The 18,008-nt window shown below is 51.5% G+C and carries 15 protein-coding genes; 3 read left to right on the top strand and 12 right to left on the bottom strand.

Annotation, left to right across the window (positions count from 1 at the left end; translation table 11 throughout):
* Nucleotides 1-529: 529 nt before the first annotated feature.
* Nucleotides 530-1,591: a quinolinate synthase NadA gene (gene nadA / locus SPM24T3_RS21260; protein ID WP_009638891.1), complete on the top strand. Its 1,062-nt coding sequence runs from the start codon at nucleotides 530-532 to the stop codon at nucleotides 1,589-1,591.
* 66 nt (nucleotides 1,592-1,657) lie between these two features.
* Here nadA and SPM24T3_RS21255 read toward each other — a convergent pair whose 3' ends face one another.
* The 7 genes from SPM24T3_RS21255 to SPM24T3_RS21230 form a co-directional block, all read right to left on the bottom strand.
* A complete protein-coding gene (locus SPM24T3_RS21255) occupies nucleotides 1,658-2,560 on the bottom strand; it encodes a hypothetical protein (protein ID WP_009638890.1) in 903 nt (300 codons plus the stop codon).
* A gap of 12 nt (nucleotides 2,561-2,572) precedes the next feature.
* Complete coding sequence (locus SPM24T3_RS21250) at nucleotides 2,573-3,682, bottom strand: glycosyltransferase family 4 protein (RefSeq protein ID WP_009638889.1); 1,110 nt, start codon at nucleotides 3,680-3,682, stop codon at nucleotides 2,573-2,575.
* Nucleotides 3,683-4,029: 347 nt separating this feature from the next.
* The gene (zitB, locus tag SPM24T3_RS21245; protein WP_050956196.1) at nucleotides 4,030-5,040 is read right to left on the bottom strand and encodes a CDF family zinc transporter ZitB; all 1,011 of its coding nucleotides are present in this window, start codon (nucleotides 5,038-5,040) and stop codon (nucleotides 4,030-4,032) included.
* Nucleotides 5,041-5,093: 53 nt separating this feature from the next.
* Nucleotides 5,094-7,916: a transporter substrate-binding domain-containing protein gene (locus SPM24T3_RS21240; protein ID WP_255346533.1), complete on the bottom strand. Its 2,823-nt coding sequence runs from the start codon at nucleotides 7,914-7,916 to the stop codon at nucleotides 5,094-5,096.
* A gap of 12 nt (nucleotides 7,917-7,928) precedes the next feature.
* The gene (locus SPM24T3_RS25985) at nucleotides 7,929-8,294 is read right to left on the bottom strand and encodes a hypothetical protein (RefSeq protein WP_237713127.1); all 366 of its coding nucleotides are present in this window, start codon (nucleotides 8,292-8,294) and stop codon (nucleotides 7,929-7,931) included.
* Nucleotides 8,291-8,905: a response regulator transcription factor gene (locus tag SPM24T3_RS21235; protein ID WP_009638887.1), complete on the bottom strand. Its 615-nt coding sequence runs from the start codon at nucleotides 8,903-8,905 to the stop codon at nucleotides 8,291-8,293. Before SPM24T3_RS21235 ends, SPM24T3_RS25985 begins: the two co-directional genes overlap by 4 nt.
* 121 nt (nucleotides 8,906-9,026) lie before the next feature.
* Entirely contained in the window at nucleotides 9,027-9,356 is a 330-nt protein-coding gene (locus SPM24T3_RS21230; RefSeq protein ID WP_009638886.1) for a protein YbgS, read from the bottom strand.
* Nucleotides 9,357-9,564: 208 nt separating this feature from the next.
* On the opposite strand from SPM24T3_RS21230, the gene aroG reads away from it, so the two are divergent.
* Nucleotides 9,565-10,617: a 3-deoxy-7-phosphoheptulonate synthase AroG gene (gene aroG, locus SPM24T3_RS21225; protein WP_009638885.1), complete on the top strand. Its 1,053-nt coding sequence runs from the start codon at nucleotides 9,565-9,567 to the stop codon at nucleotides 10,615-10,617.
* Between the two features lie 97 nt (nucleotides 10,618-10,714).
* On the opposite strand, the gene gpmA is transcribed toward aroG, so the two are convergent.
* Nucleotides 10,715-11,467 (bottom strand): 2,3-diphosphoglycerate-dependent phosphoglycerate mutase, encoded by a 753-nt coding sequence (gene gpmA, locus SPM24T3_RS21220; protein ID WP_009638884.1) that lies wholly within the window; start codon nucleotides 11,465-11,467, stop codon nucleotides 10,715-10,717.
* A gap of 143 nt (nucleotides 11,468-11,610) precedes the next feature.
* Nucleotides 11,611-11,946, bottom strand: coding sequence for a PsiF family protein (locus SPM24T3_RS21215; RefSeq protein ID WP_009638883.1), 336 nt, complete (start codon nucleotides 11,944-11,946; stop codon nucleotides 11,611-11,613).
* A 377-nt stretch (nucleotides 11,947-12,323) separates the two neighbouring features.
* Here SPM24T3_RS21215 and SPM24T3_RS21210 point away from each other — a divergent pair, with 377 nt between their 5' ends.
* Entirely contained in the window at nucleotides 12,324-14,693 is a 2,370-nt protein-coding gene (locus SPM24T3_RS21210) for a TonB-dependent receptor domain-containing protein (RefSeq protein ID WP_009638882.1), read from the top strand.
* Between the two features lie 75 nt (nucleotides 14,694-14,768).
* Here the strand turns inward: SPM24T3_RS21210 and galM are convergent, their stop codons facing one another.
* From galM to galT, 3 genes are read right to left on the bottom strand one after another with little or no spacing between them, the layout of a single operon-like run.
* Entirely contained in the window at nucleotides 14,769-15,815 is a 1,047-nt protein-coding gene (galM, locus tag SPM24T3_RS21205) for a galactose-1-epimerase (protein WP_009638881.1), read from the bottom strand.
* Nucleotides 15,809-16,957: a galactokinase gene (galK, locus tag SPM24T3_RS21200; protein ID WP_009638880.1), complete on the bottom strand. Its 1,149-nt coding sequence runs from the start codon at nucleotides 16,955-16,957 to the stop codon at nucleotides 15,809-15,811. Before galK ends, galM begins: the two co-directional genes overlap by 7 nt.
* Nucleotides 16,957-18,006 (bottom strand): galactose-1-phosphate uridylyltransferase, encoded by a 1,050-nt coding sequence (gene galT / locus SPM24T3_RS21195; protein ID WP_009638879.1) that lies wholly within the window; start codon nucleotides 18,004-18,006, stop codon nucleotides 16,957-16,959. The genes galK and galT overlap by 1 nt, the downstream gene beginning before the upstream one ends.
* Nucleotides 18,007-18,008: the final 2 nt, after the last annotated feature.

The raw sequence follows: 18,008 nt of genomic DNA, 5'->3' as shown, positions 1-18,008 counted from the left end.
TTTAGAAACGCAGAAATTGTTAAGGTCAATTGCATCTTAAATCAACAGCATAGGCTGCGCTTACTGGGCATCGGCCCAGACCGACACAAGAGGAATTCAAGGCCATTCCCCTTGTGAATCCCCGGCCTTGTTATCTCGATAAGATCGAGGCAGAAGTATGAGTTCGTTTCAGTTACCACTGCGCATGACGTAGGTCGCGCCGCTTCGCGGTTTCTTCACTGCGGATTCGAAACAAAATCGTTTCTCATCACTTCGTTCAGCGCCGTCCTGATACCGCCAATATGAGCATCAAACCAAAAGCGGCAACCTTGAGGTCAAGTCCACGATCCTTCAAACTTCAAACTTCAATATCCGTCATTCCATTTGTTAAATTTTAAGCCGCTTAAACGAAACCCGTATTACGCGCAAAATTACAGCGACATTTTACTGTTATCAGAGTATTTTGTTTAGCATACAAAACAAATGAGCCTCAAAAAGGCTTGAACTGATGATTTGCCGGATGATTGACGGCTGAAAGAGATGATGAGCAATGAGTGAGACATTGGACCTGAACGCGGCGGTTTACCCTTTTCCTCCTAAGCCCGCTTCGCTAAACGACGATGAGAAAGTCTTCTATAAAGAGAAAATTAAAAGACTGCTTAAAGAACGCGATGCGGTGATGGTTGCTCATTACTATACCGATCCTGAAATCCAGGCACTGGCGGAAGAAACGGGCGGCTGCGTCGCCGACTCTCTCGAGATGGCACGTTTCGGCAGCCAGCATCAGGCTTCAACCTTGCTGGTTGCAGGAGTGCGTTTTATGGGCGAGACCTCTAAGATTTTGAGCCCTGAAAAAACCGTGCTCATGCCGACACTGAACGCCGAGTGTTCGCTGGATTTAGGCTGTCCCGAACAGGCCTTCTCTGATTTTTGCGATGCCCATCCCGATCGCACCGTGGTGGTTTACGCCAACACTTCGGCAGCGGTTAAGGCGCGTGCCGACTGGGTGGTCACGTCAAGCATTGCCGTAGAGTTGATTGAACATCTTGATAGTCTGGGTGAAAAAATCATTTGGGCACCTGATCGCCATCTGGGAAATTACGTTCGTAAGCAGACCGGCGCAGATATCCTCTGCTGGCAAGGTGCCTGTATCGTTCATGACGAGTTCAAGACCCAGGCGCTGACCCGCATGAAAGCTTTATACCCTGAAGCTGCCGTGTTGGTTCACCCTGAGTCTCCTCAGGCGATCGTCGATCTTGCTGATGCTGTGGGTTCTACCAGTCAACTGATTCAGGCGGCAAAAACCTTGCCTAACAAGAAGCTGATTGTCGCCACCGATCGCGGTATTTTTTACAAGATGCAGCAGGCTTGCCCGGACAAAGAACTGTTTGCCGCGCCGACTGCGGGTGAGGGGGCAAGTTGTCGTACCTGCGCGCACTGCCCGTGGATGGCGATGAACGGCCTCAAGGCGATAGCTGAAGGGTTAGAGCAGGGCGGAAGCCAGCACGCGATAGAGGTCGACGAGGCGCTGCGTGTGAAGTCTTTGATACCGCTGAATCGTATGCTGGACTTTGCTGCCAGCCTGAAACTTCGCGTTCAGGGTAATGCCTGAGGTTGATGCTTCAGAAAATGGGCCTGTTGCCAGGTGCAGCAGGCCGCCAAAACAATCAGTGATTAATTATCCCCGCCACTGACGATAGGCACGCTGCAAATCTACTCCCACTCGATGAGCAGAACCTCGCAGGGTGCGTTTACTGTCAATCAGCGTGACATTTCCTGCACAAGATAAGGTGTGTAAACCATCCGTGAAGGGAGCTGCGCTGGCAGGAGCTTGCAAAAACGCCCCTAAAGACAGCTCGGGCGCTTGTAAACTGGCTAACGGCATCTCCAGCAGACGCAAGGCACCGCCATAAGTGTGGCTGCAATCCTGCGTGGGTAACACCAGCGTGCCATCCTGTACAAAGGGCGTTCCTCCCATTCGAGCACCACTTTTATCCTGCCGCAGCGGCTGCTCCGTGACATTTTCCCATGGGCCAAACAGATGATTGGCGCGCGCCAGCATCAGCGTGCGGGTCCGCGCTTCTTTTGGCGACGGTGGGGTATAGAACATCCACCAGCTACCCTCGGCAAAAAATGGCGAGGCATCAATCGCGGCACAGGGAAATGAAAACTCAGGCACTTTTTCCCACTGCCATGGAAAATCAATAGCACGATATAGCGATAGCTGGCCGGATTTGTAGGCTTCGGGCAGCATCCAAGTCTCGCCATCAGCCTCAAAAACCACGGGATAGGAAAGATGCCATTGCTCTGAAAGCACCGTGCGCTGTTCAATCACCTTCAAATTGGCATCCAGCACGAAAACAGCAATGTCTCCTCGCCGGGTGCGATAGTCATAAAATTCTGCAAAAATATAGAGATAGCCATTACGCCAGAGACCAAAAGGATCGGCTAAAAAGCAGAGCGAGCGATCGGCTTCAATCCATTTAATGGCAAACGCATCCAGCTTTCCCGCGCTGGCAACCTGCTGAATGGGAGCCTGAATAATGCCAATACGCCATAAATCCGTAAGCAACATATCCATTGATTGATGAGTCTATTTAGTTGAAGTTTGGTAATGCAGCTTGTCGCCAAGGCTGGTGGTAATATTGGCAGTAATGCTGGCCGCAGCCTGGACGTAAAGCTCCCGGCTAAACCTGTTCAGCACGTATTGGCGTGCCTGTTGACCATATTGCCGTAGCGCAGCCGGCTGGGCAAAAATGCGCTCTAGCACGTCAATAAACGCGGCGGTCAAATCACCCTCTAGAATAAAGCCCGTTTGTCCTTCTAAAACGGCCTCGCGTAACTCACCAACCGGCGTGGCAATAACGGGTAGCGCAGCGTTCATCGCTTCATGAGCGGCAATGCACATCCCTTCATATCTAGAGGTTTGCACATAAACATGCAATCCGGCGAGAAAGCATTCTACTTCACCAGAAAACCCGGGCAATGACACGACTTCCTGCAAGTCATGCTGCTCAATTTTAGCCTGTAAAGCCTCGTGCTCAGGGCCGTCCCCAAGAATAGTCAAACGAATATGCGAAGCAAGCTGAGGATGTTTATTTAAAAATGCCGCTAATGCGTCAATTAAATATGCATAGTTTTTCACTTCATGCAGGCGGCCGACGCTGCCCAACTGCAAGACTGACTGGCCATCCCAGGCATTAGCCTGCGGAGCCTGGGGATTGCTGCAGAAGAATGGCCACGGCATGATCTGTTGAGCAGGAATGTGCATTTCGTCACGCAAGAATTGAACAACGGTTTGAGAGTCGCCAATCCACAGGCGTGACATTTTCCGCAGCCAATAGGTATGGAAACGCACGCTGGCGCTGTGTTTAAAGCTCACGACAGGGATGTTCAGAATACGACCGGCTAATTGGCCGATAACGGTTCCCCAGCTTAAAGATGTCCAAATGACGTCTGGGCGATCCGAGAAAATTGTTGCTAGATAGCTGCCGAGAATAATCGGCAAACTACGCCGCCGCTTCGCCAGCAGGCGATAGGTCAGCCCGGCTTCTGTAAGCCGCACCGCGGCCCCCAGATCGCGAGGTTCACAAGCGATAATAGAAACCTGATGTCCAAGTTTCTCAAGCGTTTGGACAATATCCGGGATAGCAAACTCAGCGCCTCCGGTTTCAAGGCTGGTGACGAGATAATGTATTTTCATTATTTACGCTTACCCAATTTGCAGATATTTACAGGGGCCTAACCCGTTAAAAAATCGTCATTACGTTTTGTGAAAATTACTTTGACGATTTGCACAAAACAGTGATTCAGAAAGGCAGGTATTGGCTTTTTGTCAGTGATTTTTGAAGTGTAAACACGGATTGATACACGATTTATAAACCGTAGTGATGAGGGGAAGTTTTCAAACAACTGGTTGAGCTGGCGTTGATATTGGTCTTGGAAAAGTCGCGGTAAGGGGGATGTCGACGATGCTTGTTGCAGGATTGAGATTGCAATAAACCCGCGTTTTATAAAACAGCTTTAAACGCGGGTCAGCAGGATTAAAGATCAGTGACGATGCACGTGATCGCCTGCATGGTCGTGATCCTCATGATCATCAGTAGAGCCATGACTGTGTGCATGATTGTGTCCGTGATGCCCGGAAGCTGCCGCGGTGGCAGCCTCGTCGCTAAGCGTGCAGTCATACATTTCACAAGCACCGAACTCCATCTGAATCGTCGAATGCCCGATTTTGTATTTTTCAGAAAGATGATGCTGGATCCGAGCGAGCAAGCCGTCGTGATCGTGCGGCGGAACCACCTGCGCGTGCAGAGTCATCAAACGCTGCTCGCCAATCTGCCAGACGTGGACGTGATGCACGTTGCGCACTTCGGGGATCACTAGCGACAGGTCTTTACGCAGTTTATCAATATCAATTTCCTGGGGGGTGCCTTCCAGCAGTTCGTGGAAACTCTCGCGCAGCAGTGCCCAGGCATTGCGCAGAACCAGGCACGAAACCAGCACCGATAAAATCGGGTCGATCGGTGTCCAGCCAGTATTCATGATGATCAGTGCCGCAACGACAGCGCCAATTGATCCCAAAAGGTCGCCCATAACGTGTAATGCGGCGGCTCGCACATTGATATTCTCTTTTTCTTCCCCCTGATGTAGCAGCCAGAAAGACAGCAGATTGGCAAAAAGACCCGCAATCGCGATAGCCAGCATGGGGCCACCCAGCACTGGCTCCGGCGTAGCAAAGCGGCGAATCGCCTCCCACAGTATCAGTACGACAATCAGCAGCAGCGCTGCGGCGTTAACGAAGGCCGCCATGGTGGTCAGGCGCAAGTAACCAAAGGTCAGGCGTGAATTGGGTTTACGGCGTGCAAACCGCACCGCCATCAGCGCCATCAGCAGGGCTGCGGCATCGGTCAGCATGTGACCAGCATCGGCGAGCAGCGCCAGCGACCCTGAAATCAGGCCACCAATGACTTCCGCCACCATAAAGACTACGGTAACCAGGAAGGCCAGCAGCAAACGGCGGCTGTTCCTGTCCTCAGGTAAAAGAGACCGAACTGACATTATTATTCCCTATATTTTCTAAGTATTGATAAAACGCTGGACAGCATCGGCGTTTAAGTCTGCGCACTTTTCCGTAAAATTTCTAACTGATGCAGCAAGGTCTGCAACAGATTAATTACCTTATTATAGGCCTGCTGGTGTTTCTTGCCGTGTTGACAGGCCTCGATTAACCGCTGGCACAGCGCAGCCTGATGCTCGTCGCCGATGATAAGCAGGCTGCCCTTGATTCTGTGCGCCGCCTTTGCCATCGACGGCCAATCTTGTGCAGCCGCCGCCTCGACCAGCTTTTGCCGATCCTCGCCAAGCGTCTGACAGAGCGTATCGATCAGGCGTTTAACCAGCGAAGGATTGCCATTGCCTCGCTCGTGTAATTTATCCTCGAAGGCCGCCAGCTCGGCCTGACGAGCGTTTAGCACCGATGTCAGAATAGCCTGAATAGCCGCTAACGATACCGGTTTGGTAAGGAAATCGTTGACCCCAAGCCGCTGAATCGGCAGGCGCGTGAATTCCTGTACATCCGCCGAGCACAGCACGATATGACAGGGAGAACGTCCGTGCTGTCTCTCTTGTCGGCGAATTAATCGACCGAGCAACGCGCCATCAGGGCGTGGCATATTGTAATCGATAAACAGCAAGTCAAATGTCTGTGTTGCGCAGGCAAGCAGGAAAATTTTGCCGCTTTCAAAAGTGCTTGCCACAATGCCGCAAGATAATAGCTGGCGCTGCATTAACAGTAAATTGGTCGGGTGATCGTCGATTACTGCTACCCGCAATGGATAAACCAAGTCATGGCTGGCCTGTTCCGCGCTGAAAGACACTTCAGGCTCCTTTAGCGCGCTCAGCGGCAGTGTAGAGCTAGGCAGGCTAATGTTTACCGACGTCCCCTCGCCGAGGATTGACGTCAGCCGGATTGTTCCCGACATTTTCTCGACAATCTCTTTGCAGACCGACAGCCCCAGGCCACTGCCCTGCACCGAGACACGCTGCGCTCCCGCCGCCCGATAAAATGGTTGAAACAGTTTTTCCTGTTCATCTGCTGCAATGCCGCTGCCTGTATCGCTGATGACAATCTGCAGTTCACCAGCCGTGGCTTCTACCGTCAACCAGCTCAGAGTGAGATCAATTCGACCCGACTCGGTGAATTTAATCGCATTGCTGACCAGATTATTGATGATTTGCATCAGTCGATTGCCGTCTATCAGCACTACCTCGGGCAACGGTTCTACCGTATGCAGAGTAAAGACAATAGGGCGCTGGCCAATGAGCGGAATAAACAACTTCGGCAGCTGCAACAGCCAGGATCGCAACGCCAGCGGTTGCGGGGAAAGCGTCAAAACGCCGCTATCGAGCCGTGCATAGTCTTGTAAATCGTTAAGCAGATTCATCAGCGACGAAGCCGAGCTGTAAACCAGCGGCAGATTATCACCGTTTGGCCGCCCATCTTTCAGCTCCAGCTCTAAAAGTCCGAGGATGGCGTGCATGGGAGTTCGTAATTCATGGCTGATGGTCGCCAGAAAGTGACTTTTAGACCGGTTGGCTTCCTCGGCCTGGCGTCGCGCAAGGTCCAGCCGCTGTCGCTCCTGTTTATCACGACGCTGCAGATAAAGGCGGCGAGAGAGAATAATCAATAGCACCACCACCACCGCCGCCAGCAGACTTAGCAGCCAGGTGGTTTGCGGCTGCATGCGGTTATCGTTTACCGCATCGATTACGTTACGCCGATCGCTAACCCATTGGTCGCGCAACGTTTGCAGGGTTTGCGACGGGATCTGTTGCAGATTTTTATCCAGAATACCCAACAGTAGCGGGGCGTTTTTCGGTACGCCGAAGGCAATCGGATAAGAAATATTGTTGGCGGCAAATGCCAGCTTGATCACCCCTGCATATCGCGACAGGGCAGTGAAGTTGGCGGTGACAATGTTATCAACCAATGCATCTATCTGGCCGTTGGCCAAAGCGTTATACAGCGAGGGGCTGTCATTAAATATTTGCACATTTAGTGAAGCGGGAATAATCGAAAGTGACAGATCGCCACGCAAGGCGCCGATACGTTTGCCGCTCAAACCCTGCCAGGTCGAGACATTCCCTGCCGATTGCGGAACGTACACTCCCCACAGCGAGCGATGATAGGCCATGCTGCTTTCATACTGCCGTTTGGCCTGTTCAAACAGCGGAAGTACGGCGCGAAAAGCCGCTTTGTGTTGATCGACTTCCTGATCCGCCTGCTGCTCATTGGCAGACCACACCGGGGAAAATCGCAGCCCGCTGTTCTGGGCAATAATATTCAGAATATCAACAACAAAGCCGTGCGGTTGTCCATCTGAACCGCGATAGACGAACGGGTAATCGTTTTCGGTCGCCGCGTAATGCACCAGCGGATTTTGCTTCACCCACTGTGCTTCCATGGGCGTTAGCGCGGCGTTGCCGGTGTCGAGATAGCTGGGGATTGGCTTATTCCAGCGGCCCTGTAGCTGATTCATAACCTCGACCGGTGTCGCGCTGATGGTCTGATTCAGCACATCCAATAGCTGCGCATTCTGGCTTGAAAAAATGAACGACAGGCTGCCGAAATTAAGCGTAGTTTCGACCTGATAAATTTGCCCGAGTTGGAGTTGGTCAATAATGAAGCTGGCGCTGGCTTCGTCGGCTATCAGATAATCACTTTTGCCGTTTAGCAGCGAGTAAATCGCCTGCAGGTTGCTGTCGAAAGACTGAATGCTGTGGGTGAGTTTGCTGATGCGATCATAGGCTTCCATGCCGGTCATTTTACTGATGGCAATTTCCGCGCTCTGCGAATTGACCATGACTTGACGAGCATTTTGTCGACTGCGAAGCACCCGTAACGGGCTAATGTAATAGGGTTTACTGGACCACACGCCCGGTGGCAACTAGTTTTGCGGCACACCAAAAATAGCGTCTATCTGCCCCTGTTTAAGCGCCTCGAGCAGGGCTTCCGGGCTGGAATAACCACTGATGGCAAAATGGATGCCAGTAACCTGTTGCACGTAGCTGAGATAGTCAGCATTCAAGCCGTAATAATCGTTGGCAATCAGGATATTATACGGGCTGCTGTTATCACTGAGGATCCCCGCGCGCAGCGTTTTTCCTCGCCAGGGATTTTGCACGCCATTTAGCAACATATCGGTCGGTAAGGTCAACGTGCTGACCAAATGGTAATTGGTGACAGACGCGGCATAACTGGCGGGCATTAGCAGACATCCTACCAGCAATATCAGCAGCTTCAGGCTTTTCATGGCTTCTGCAATTCTTTGTAGACTGCAGCCAGCTCGAACAGGTTATTGGCTCCGGTCTTGCGCAAGATATTCTTTTTGTGGGTGCTGACGGTTTTGTTGCTGATATTCAACATGTTGGCAATTTGCAGATTAGAATGGCCCTGCGCCAGCAAACCAATGATCTGCAACTCTTTTGGTGTCAACGAACCACTGGCGTCGTCGTTATCCGTTTCCGCATCTTGATCAAGCCAGGCGGGAAACACTGTCTCTCCTCGACTCAGTGCCTCAAGAGCTTCTACCAATATGCTCATCGACTGGCCTTTATTAATAAAGCCGCTCGCGCCACCGGCAAAAGCCAGTCTGGCATAAACCTCTTCTTCCTGGGCGGTATAAATCAGCACTGACTGAGCTGGATAGTGGCGCAGGATTCGTTTAAGCAGTTGCAAACCGTCAACCTGCGGCAGGCCGATATCGAGCACCACCAACTGATATTGACAGCTGGCCAGATTGGCCATCGCAGCCTGGTCGTCCTCGACACTGTGCAGTTGCCAGTCACGGCCGGAACGTTGTAGTGCGGCCTCAATGGCAACTTCTACTAAAGGATGGTCATCGACTAAAAGTAACCTTGGCATGCGGCACTCTGCAAAGATAAAAACGGGAAGCCGAAGCCTCCCGTCAGGATAGAACCAGATAATGCCATAAACCTGCTAAGCTGCAGCCTGTTTACCGGTAATTATTTGCCTGAAAAAAGGCTTATTTGCCGGTGTCAGCAGACTGTTTGGTGCCCGGAGTTTGATTAGGGCAGCGACCGTCTTTACACATGGTAATCTTGTGGTCTTTGTTTTTGCTGGTTTTATGGTGCATCGTGGTCGTTTTTTTATGTGGCGACTGCTGAGCGACATTGGTATTCGAGGTATTGATTTTACTGTTAACAACGCCGTTTGGTGCCAGTTTCTGAATCGAACCTGGGCTGTCAGACGCATTGGCGTTACCATTGTTGTTGGAACCAGAGCCATCTTCGGCGTATGCACCGGCGCTCAGTGCCAAACCTGCGGTCAGAAGTATTATTGCGAGCTTTTTCATTTGCTATCTCCTTATAAGTTTGAGCTTCAACCATCAATTCTTGTAAATGCTTATCAATATAAAAGCTTAGTCGATGATTAAGGGTAAGCAATGAGATTAATGCCGATTAATGGCGGAAAGTCGATTTACAGCTGTACACATTGCCGCTAGATTGGTCGCGATTAGAAAAACAGAACCGCACTTTTTTGAAATACCCAATGGAACAGTTATGAATTATCAAAACGACGATTTACGTATCAAAGAAATTAAGGAACTTTTGCCGCCGGTTGCTCTGCTGGAAAAATTCCCCGCAACGGATAAAGCCGCTAAAACGGTTTCCCAGGCGCGCAATGCTATCCATAAGATATTGAAGGGTAATGACGATCGTTTACTGGTAGTCATTGGACCCTGTTCCATTCATGACCCGAAAGCGGCAAAAGAGTACGCTACGCGTCTGCTGACCCTGCGCGAAGAACTGCGCGGAGAGCTGGAAATTGTGATGCGTGTTTACTTTGAAAAACCGCGTACCACAGTGGGATGGAAAGGTCTGATTAATGACCCGCAAATGAACAATAGTTTCCAGATTAACGACGGTTTAAGAATCGCGCGTAAATTACTGCTGGATATTAATGACACCGGATTACCTGCCGCCGGAGAGTTCCTGGATATGATCACTCCTCAGTATCTGGCGGATCTGATGAGCTGGGGCGCTATCGGCGCGAGAACGACCGAATCACAGGTTCACCGCGAGTTGGCTTCCGGGCTGTCTTGCCCGGTGGGCTTCAAGAACGGCACCGATGGCACGATTAAAGTGGCGATCGACGCGATCAACGCCGCCGGTGCGCCGCACTGCTTCTTGTCTGTGACCAAATGGGGCCATTCTGCCATCGTCAATACTGCCGGTAACAGCGACTGCCACATCATTCTGCGCGGCGGAAAAAAGCCAAACTACAGCGCCGAAGATGTTAAAGAAGTGAAAGAAGGCCTTAAAAAAGGCGGCCTGCCAGCCTCGATTATGATCGACTTTAGCCACGCTAACAGCAGCAAGCAGTTCAAAAAGCAGATGGAAGTTTGTGAAGATGTTTGCGGTCAGATTGCTCAGGGCGAGCAGGCAATCATGGGCGTGATGGTTGAAAGTAATCTGATTGAAGGCAATCAGAGTCTGGATACCGGTGCACCGCTGGTTTATGGCCAAAGTGTGACCGACGCCTGCATCGGCTGGCAAGACACTGAAACTCTGCTGCGTAATCTGGCGAACTCTGTAAAACAGCGTCGCGGATAATTCTTTCGCATTGCCGGTAATGTTATACCGGCAAATTGCAGCCAATAAAAAAAGAACGCCGAGGCGTTCTTTTTTTCGCATTCAGTTCAGCACTGAATTACTTGGCTTTACCCTGATTGGCAACCGCAGCAGCTTTTGCAGCGATTTCGTCAGCATTACCCAAGTAGTAGCGTTTGATTGGTTTGAAGTTCTCGTCGAATTCATAAACCAGCGGCACGCCAGTAGGAATATTCAGCTCAAGAATTTCATCTTCGCTGAGGTTATCCAGATATTTTACCAGCGCACGCAGGGAGTTACCGTGTGCAGCAACGATAACGCGTTCGCCGCTTTCCAGACGTGGCTTGATAACGTCAGTCCAGTAAGGAATAACGCGTTCGATGGTCAGAGCCAGGCTCTCGGTGGTTGGCAGCTCTTCTGGACGCAGTTTTGCATAACGCGGGTCATGACCGGGGAAACGCTCGTCGGTTTTTTCCAACTCTGGCGGAGTAACGCGGAAGCCGCGACGCCATTGTTTAACCTGCTCGTCGCCGTATTTCGCAGCGGTTTCAGCTTTGTCGAGACCCTGCAACGCACCGTAATGACGTTCGTTCAGTTTCCAGGATTTTTCAACCGGCAGCCATGGCTGATCCAGTTCATCCAGCACGCTCCAGAGAGTGTGAATCGCACGTTTCAGTACAGACGTGTAAGCGAAATCAAACTGGAAGCCTTCTTCTTTCAGCAGTTGACCTGCCTGTTTTGCTTCAGTACGACCTTTATCCGAAAGATCAACATCATGCCAACCGGTAAAACGGTTCTCTTGGTTCCATTGACTTTCGCCGTGTCTTACAAGAACCAGCTTGGTTACAGCCATAGCTAAACTCCTCAATTTACTGAAATTCCAAATGACGACTGTGATCATTATATGGCCTGACCCCCCGCGTCGGCAATCAATAAACGAAACGCGCAGCCCGAGTTGGCAGGCTGCGCGTTAATGGGAGTTTGCTTTACCGCTGATTACGCAGCTTTTTTCAAACATGTGCTCATATAGGTTTTACGAGCATCACCTTTGAGTTCTTTTTTGGCAGCATCCGCGTTACAAGTCTTCATTTTGTTTTGCTGCGGTGTCATGGCTTTGTCACCGGTTTTGGATTCCGCTTTCAAGCAGTGGCTCATGAAAGTCTTACGCTCGTCGCCTTTGAGGCTTTGCGTGGTGGCCTGCTGATTACAGTCGGTCATTTTCTGACGTTGAGCTGCCTGAGCCGGGGAAGGGGCCTTCATGGCATCGGCGGCCATAACATTGCCGCTGATGCACAGCGTAGCTAACAATGACAATAAAATGGGTAGACGCATAACGTATTCCTTTTTTAAACGTCCTGCTCACCAGGACACTCTGTAAGCGTAGATGGACTGTTGAATATTGGTTGGGGAAATTCCCGTCCAGCGAGGATAGATATCACATTTTTCGATAAATGATCGCTAAACAATCGTAACAACTCGGTTTTTTTATCCTGTCAAAAACTTACCTAAAAATTACATAAGATCACGGAACTTAGCGGTGAACTTCTATTGACATGAATGGTTATGATAATTATTATCATTTTCATTACGAATATTGATTATATAAAACCTGATAAATAACAGGGTATTGCTGTGCGTATGATTTGTCTTTTTTCGCTGGAAAAATGGCTGAGTAAAATAATAATCCTAATCTTCCTAAGGCCTTTTTTATGTCTCCACACAAGGGAAAACGTCACCTTAAGACCTTGCTGTCTTTAAGCCTGGTTGCCAGCTCGATTATGAGTGCCGTCGCAGCGGAAAATGCAGTTTCTACACCAGTGGTTAAGAACTCTGATAATAAAAACGCCGATACCGGCGATGTCATGACCGTTATTTCACCAAAAATTGAAAGAAAGGCCGGTGATGAAACCAAGATTACCGCCAAAGATATGCAACGTGATGGCGGCAATGATTTTGGTACTATCATGCGGTACCAGCCGCTGGTGAGCGCCACAGGTTCAGCGGGTGGATCTTCTGTCGGCAAAAGCGGTTTTGATCGCGGTGGTTATACCGGTTACAACATCCGTGGTCTGGAATCCAACCGCGTGGCGATAGACGTTGACGGTATCGCCCAGCCTAACGCCACAGGGCGACCTTATGTCGGACGCGCCGGGCAGGACACCTTTGGAATAGGCCGTGACTATATTGATCCTTATATGTACGGCACCGTCGATATTCAGTCTGGTGCGACCAACGTTTCCTACGCCAACACCGCCATTGGTGGCGCAGTTTCCTTCAAGCCGAAGACCGCCGACGATTATTTGAATGCCAGCAAGCACAGCTACTTTGGTTACCAGAGTGATTACGATTCGGCCAACCGCAGCTGGCACAACGGCATTACCGTTGCCGGTGGCGATCGCGACCTCAGCGGTATTGTGGTGCTGAGCCGCCGCGACGGGCAAGAGACGCGCAACAATAGCGGTACGCGAGATGCCTATCCGGCTAACTGGCATTCCGACGCGCTGATGGCGTCTGGAACCTGGGCTGCGACCGATACTCATACTCTGACGGGTACCGTCGATCTCTATCAGAAAACAAATCACACCAATTTTGACTCATGGAACACCGCTGGAACCGCCATTAACGGCAGGGATTATCAGAGCAGCGAAACTCGACGTTTCAGCGCAAGCCTGCTGGATCACTGGACGCCGTACTCGCTGCTGGTGGACACCATCGACACTCGCGTTTTCTATCAAAGAACCCAGGCGCACGATAATACCTACGGCCCGAATACGACTACCGGCAGCGGCATGGTGCGTACCTTCTCAGACTCGAATGCCCACACTCTGGGTTTCGATAACAAGATGGCCAAATCCTGGGGGATTCACGAATTCCGTTGGGGCCTGAACGGCAATATTTCTGAAACTGAGCGTCCGTTTAGCCAGTCGCCGAATCAAAGTGCATACACCTATATCATGCAGCCGGCTGCCAATAGCCGCACTTACGTATTTGGCGCTTTTGCCGAAGACACCATGACCTGGGATCTTGGCGGGCATAATTTCTCTGTAGTGCCGGGCCTGCGATTGGCCTACCAAAAATCCGAACCTAAGGATCTTTCTGCACTGGCCAGTGGTTCTCTGTCGGAATCAGAGCTGTCAACGCTGTACAGCAAAACCAGCGACACAGAGCTATTGCCGTCTTTGGCCTTTATCTATGATATCGCGCCAAAAGTGCAAACCTATCTGCAATACAAGCGCGGCGCACAGTTCCCGGATGCCAGCCAGCTTTACGGTTCCTGGAACCTTAGTTCAAGCTACGCCGGAACAGCTCAGTATGCGTTAATCGGTAATCCGAATCTGAAGACCGAAACCAGCAACAACTATGAGTGGGGCATCAAAGGCGAGGCGACGCCGGGGATCACTTTTAACCTCAACGCCTTCTACAGTCAGTACAAAAACTTTATCGCCTACACTCGCTATACCCGATCCGGCAGCCCAGCGGTATTTACCAATATTCCGAGCAACATTTATACGGCGTATGAAGCAGAAAACCGCGACAAGGCCTATATCTATGGCACCAGCCTCAGCGCCCGTTTCAACTTCGGCACCTGGTATCAGCAAGTGGATGGTTTAAGCGCCCGTCTGGCGTTCGGTTATGCCAAAGGCGCATCGAAATCGAGCTATGAAGGGGATAAATACGTCTCTCTGGAAAGTGTAGCGCCAATGAAACTGGTCACTGGACTGGCCTATGACGACCCGTCGAAACTTTACGGCATGGCAGTCACTGCAACCTTCAATAAAGGCAAGCAGGCAACGCCAACCAATCGTGAAAGCTATACCAATACCGGCGGAAATCTGGGAAGCTCCTCAACCGAATATGCGCGTATTCCGGGCTACGGAATTGTCGATTTGACCGGCTATGTGCAGGTCGCGCAAAACGTCAAAATCAGCGGTGGTATCTATAACGTCACCGACAGAAAATACTGGGATTACCTGAGCACTCGCGATACCGAGACTTCAACCGCCCAGGACAAGTCTGACCTGGCTCTGGCAACCATGCCGGGCAGAACCTTCCAGCTGGGTGTGAACGTCGACTTCTAATCTCGGCAATGGATAAGGCAAGATAAGCAAAGGGCCATCCTGTCGAGATGGCCCTTTTTTATGCGCGGTGAAAAGTTACAGCGCGAAAAACTGATACACTGTGGCTGAACGATAAATCTGACCCGGTTTCAACCAGCAGCTCGGCTGCGGCCAGGTTGAATGATTCGGGCTATCTGGCAGGAATTCGCTCTCGAGCGCAACGCCGCTATAATTGGCATACTGCCCCCCGCTGCGGTTCGGCGTGCCGTTGAGGAAATTACCGGTATAAAGCTGTAGGGCAGGGGCCGAGGTAAATACCGACATTTTGACTTTTTCGTCGGATGACCACAGGTGCGCCGCCGCGTTGTCACTGGCGTTACAGGTGGCGTATAGCAGGTAAGCGTGATCGTAGCCTTTAACCCGTTGCTGATCGCGATCGGCAAGAAAATCTTGAGCCAGCGTTTTCGGCTTGCGGAAATCCATCCCAGTTTGTTGTACCGAAGTTAAATCAGCGCACGGAATCCCGTCGCTATCAATAGGCAGGAAACGCTCTGCGAACAGCTGTAGCTTATGCTTACGCACGTCGTGACCTTCGCCGTCGAGATTGAAATAGGCGTGATTAGTCAGATTCACCGGACAAAGCTTATCAACCTGCGCCTTGTAGCTGATTTCCAGGCGGTTATCATTGGTCAAAACGTAGTGAACCTCGGCGGTCAGCTCGCCAGGATAACCCTGATCGCCATCTGGCGATACCAGCTGGAAGCTCACTTTTTGCTCCGTATAGTTAAGGATTTTCCAACGACGAGCGTTAAAACCCTCTGGCCCGCCGTGCAGCTGGTGGACGCCCTGATTGGCAACCAATAAATGCGGTTTGCAGTCGATCTGGAACTGCGAACGGGCGATGCGGTTGGCATAGCGGCCCACTGTCGCGCCCAGATAAGCGGTTTGCCGAGGATATATTTCCGGGCTCTGACAGCCCAACAGCAGCTCGCGCTGTCCACCCGCTTGCAGAGGCAGAACCAAAGATAACCAGGTAGCACCCCAATCCATAAAGGTAGCCGTTGTCCCAGCAGGATTTTTTAGCGTAACCAACTGAAATGGCGAGCCGTCCGGGGCTCGCTGTGTGTCGACGGGTGTTAACATATGCTGGCACCTTCTGAAGCCTGGCAAACGTAGAATGTTTCTTTGATACCCGTTTTAGCGTGATATTCATGAGCGACGGTTTTGCGCACTTTTTCAACCAGCTCGCTCGGCATTAATGCCACAATGCAGCCACCAAAGCCGCCGCCGGTCATGCGTGCGCCGCCTTTATCACCAATAACTGATTTAACGATTTCAACCAGCGTGTCGATGGGTGGCACGGTGATTTCGAAATCGTCACGCATCGAGGCGTGAGAATCCGCCATCAATACGCCCATGGTTTTCAAATCACCGTGGCTCAGGGCAATAGCGGCTGCCTGAGTGCGATCGTTTTCAGTAATTACGTGACGTGCGCGACGGGCAGTCAGCGGATCAAGGCCGGCTTCCCTGGCGGCAAACAAGGCAATATCCACGTCACGCAGCGCCTTAACGCCAAAGAAACGTGCCGCTTCCTCACACTGTTTGCGACGCGTATTGTATTCGCTGTCGACCAGACCGCGTTTCACGTTGGAGTTGATGATCACAACCGAGGCATCTTTTGGCATCGAAACCGCTTTGGTTTCCAGCGATCGGCAGTCAATCAGCAGCGCGTGATTCTCTTTGCCCAATGCGGAAATCAGCTGGTCCATGATGCCGCAGTTGCAGCCCACGAACTGGTTTTCTGCTTCCTGACCGTTTAGCGCCAGTTGTACACCGTCGATATCCAGATCATAGAGACTTTTCAGCGCCTGGCCGACCGCCACTTCCAGCGAGGCCGATGAACTCAGGCCCGCGCCCTGCGGTACATTGCCGCTTATCACCATATCGGCACCGGAAAATTCGCTGTTGCGCAGTAACAGATGTTTGACCACGCCGCGCACGTAGTTGGCCCACGGTAGCGCATTGGTGCTGACTATGGGATCGTCGAGCGAGAATTCGTCTTGCTCATTTTCATAATCTGCGGCGATAACGCGGATAACGCGATCGTTGCGTTGACCGCAGGCAATTACCGTTTCGTAATCAATGGCGCAAGGCAGGACAAAGCCGTCGTTATAGTCGGTGTGTTCGCCAATCAGATTGACGCGGCCAGGGGCCTTGATAGTCACGGTGGCCGGATAGCCAAATTTCTGTTCAAAGATTTCCAGGGTTTTGTTTTTCAATTCCATCATTTAACTCCGGCTTCACGATAGTGAACGTCGCTCACTGCTCGCAGACGTTCAGCGGCCTGTTCGGCAGTCAGGTCTCGTTGGGTTTCAGCCAGCATTTCATAGCCGACCATGAATTTTCTTACCGTCGCCGAGCGCAGCAATGGCGGATAAAAATGGGCATGCAGCTGCCAGTGCGAGTAATCACCCTCGCTAAACGGTGCGCCATGCCAACCCATTGAATACGGGAAAGAGCACTGGAACAGGTTATCGTAGCGGCTAGTGAGTTTTTTCAGCGCCAATGCCAGATCGCTGCTTTGCGCTTCGCCAAGCTCGGTGAGGCGCAGAACTTTGGCTTTTGGCAGCAGCAGCGTTTCAAACGGCCATGCAGCCCAGTAAGGCACTACCGCCAGCCAGTGTTCAGTTTCAACTACCGTTCGGCTGCCGTCTGCCAGCTCGCGCTGCACGTAATCAAGCAGCATCGAAGAACCATACTGCGCCAGATATTGACGCTGTAGATGATCTTCACGGTCAGCTTCATTAGGCAGGAAGCTGTTGGCCCAAATTTGACCGTGCGGATGCGGGTTAGAGCAGCCCATCGCCGCGCCTTTGTTCTCGAAAACCTGAACCCACGGGTAAGTTTTGCCTAAATCCGCGCTTTGTTCCTGCCAGGTATGCACGACCTTTTCAAGGGCGGGCAGCGACAACTGAGGCAGGGTTTTGCTGTGGTCGGGAGAGAAGCAAATAACCCGGCTGGTGCCGCGCGCACTCTGACAACGCATTAATGGATCTTCGCTTTCCGGCGCAAAAGGTGTATCCGGCATCAGCGCCGCAAAATCATTGGTAAACACGTGCGTCCCCTGGTAATCGGGGTTGACGTCACCGGTCACGCGAGTATTGCCTGGACACAGGAAACAGTCTGGGTCGTGTTTAGGCAAAGTTTCCTGCGAAGGCGTTTCCTGCTGACCCTGCCACGGTCGCCTGGCACGGTGCGGGCTGACCAATACCCACTGATCGCTCAGCGGGTTATAGCGGCGGTGCGGATGCTCGATGGGATCAAAATCAGACATTC

The organism is Serratia sp. M24T3 (genome assembly GCF_000257645.1).
Lineage (GTDB): Bacteria > Pseudomonadota > Gammaproteobacteria > Enterobacterales > Enterobacteriaceae > Rouxiella.
This window is presented reverse-complemented; position numbering and strand designations above follow the sequence as displayed.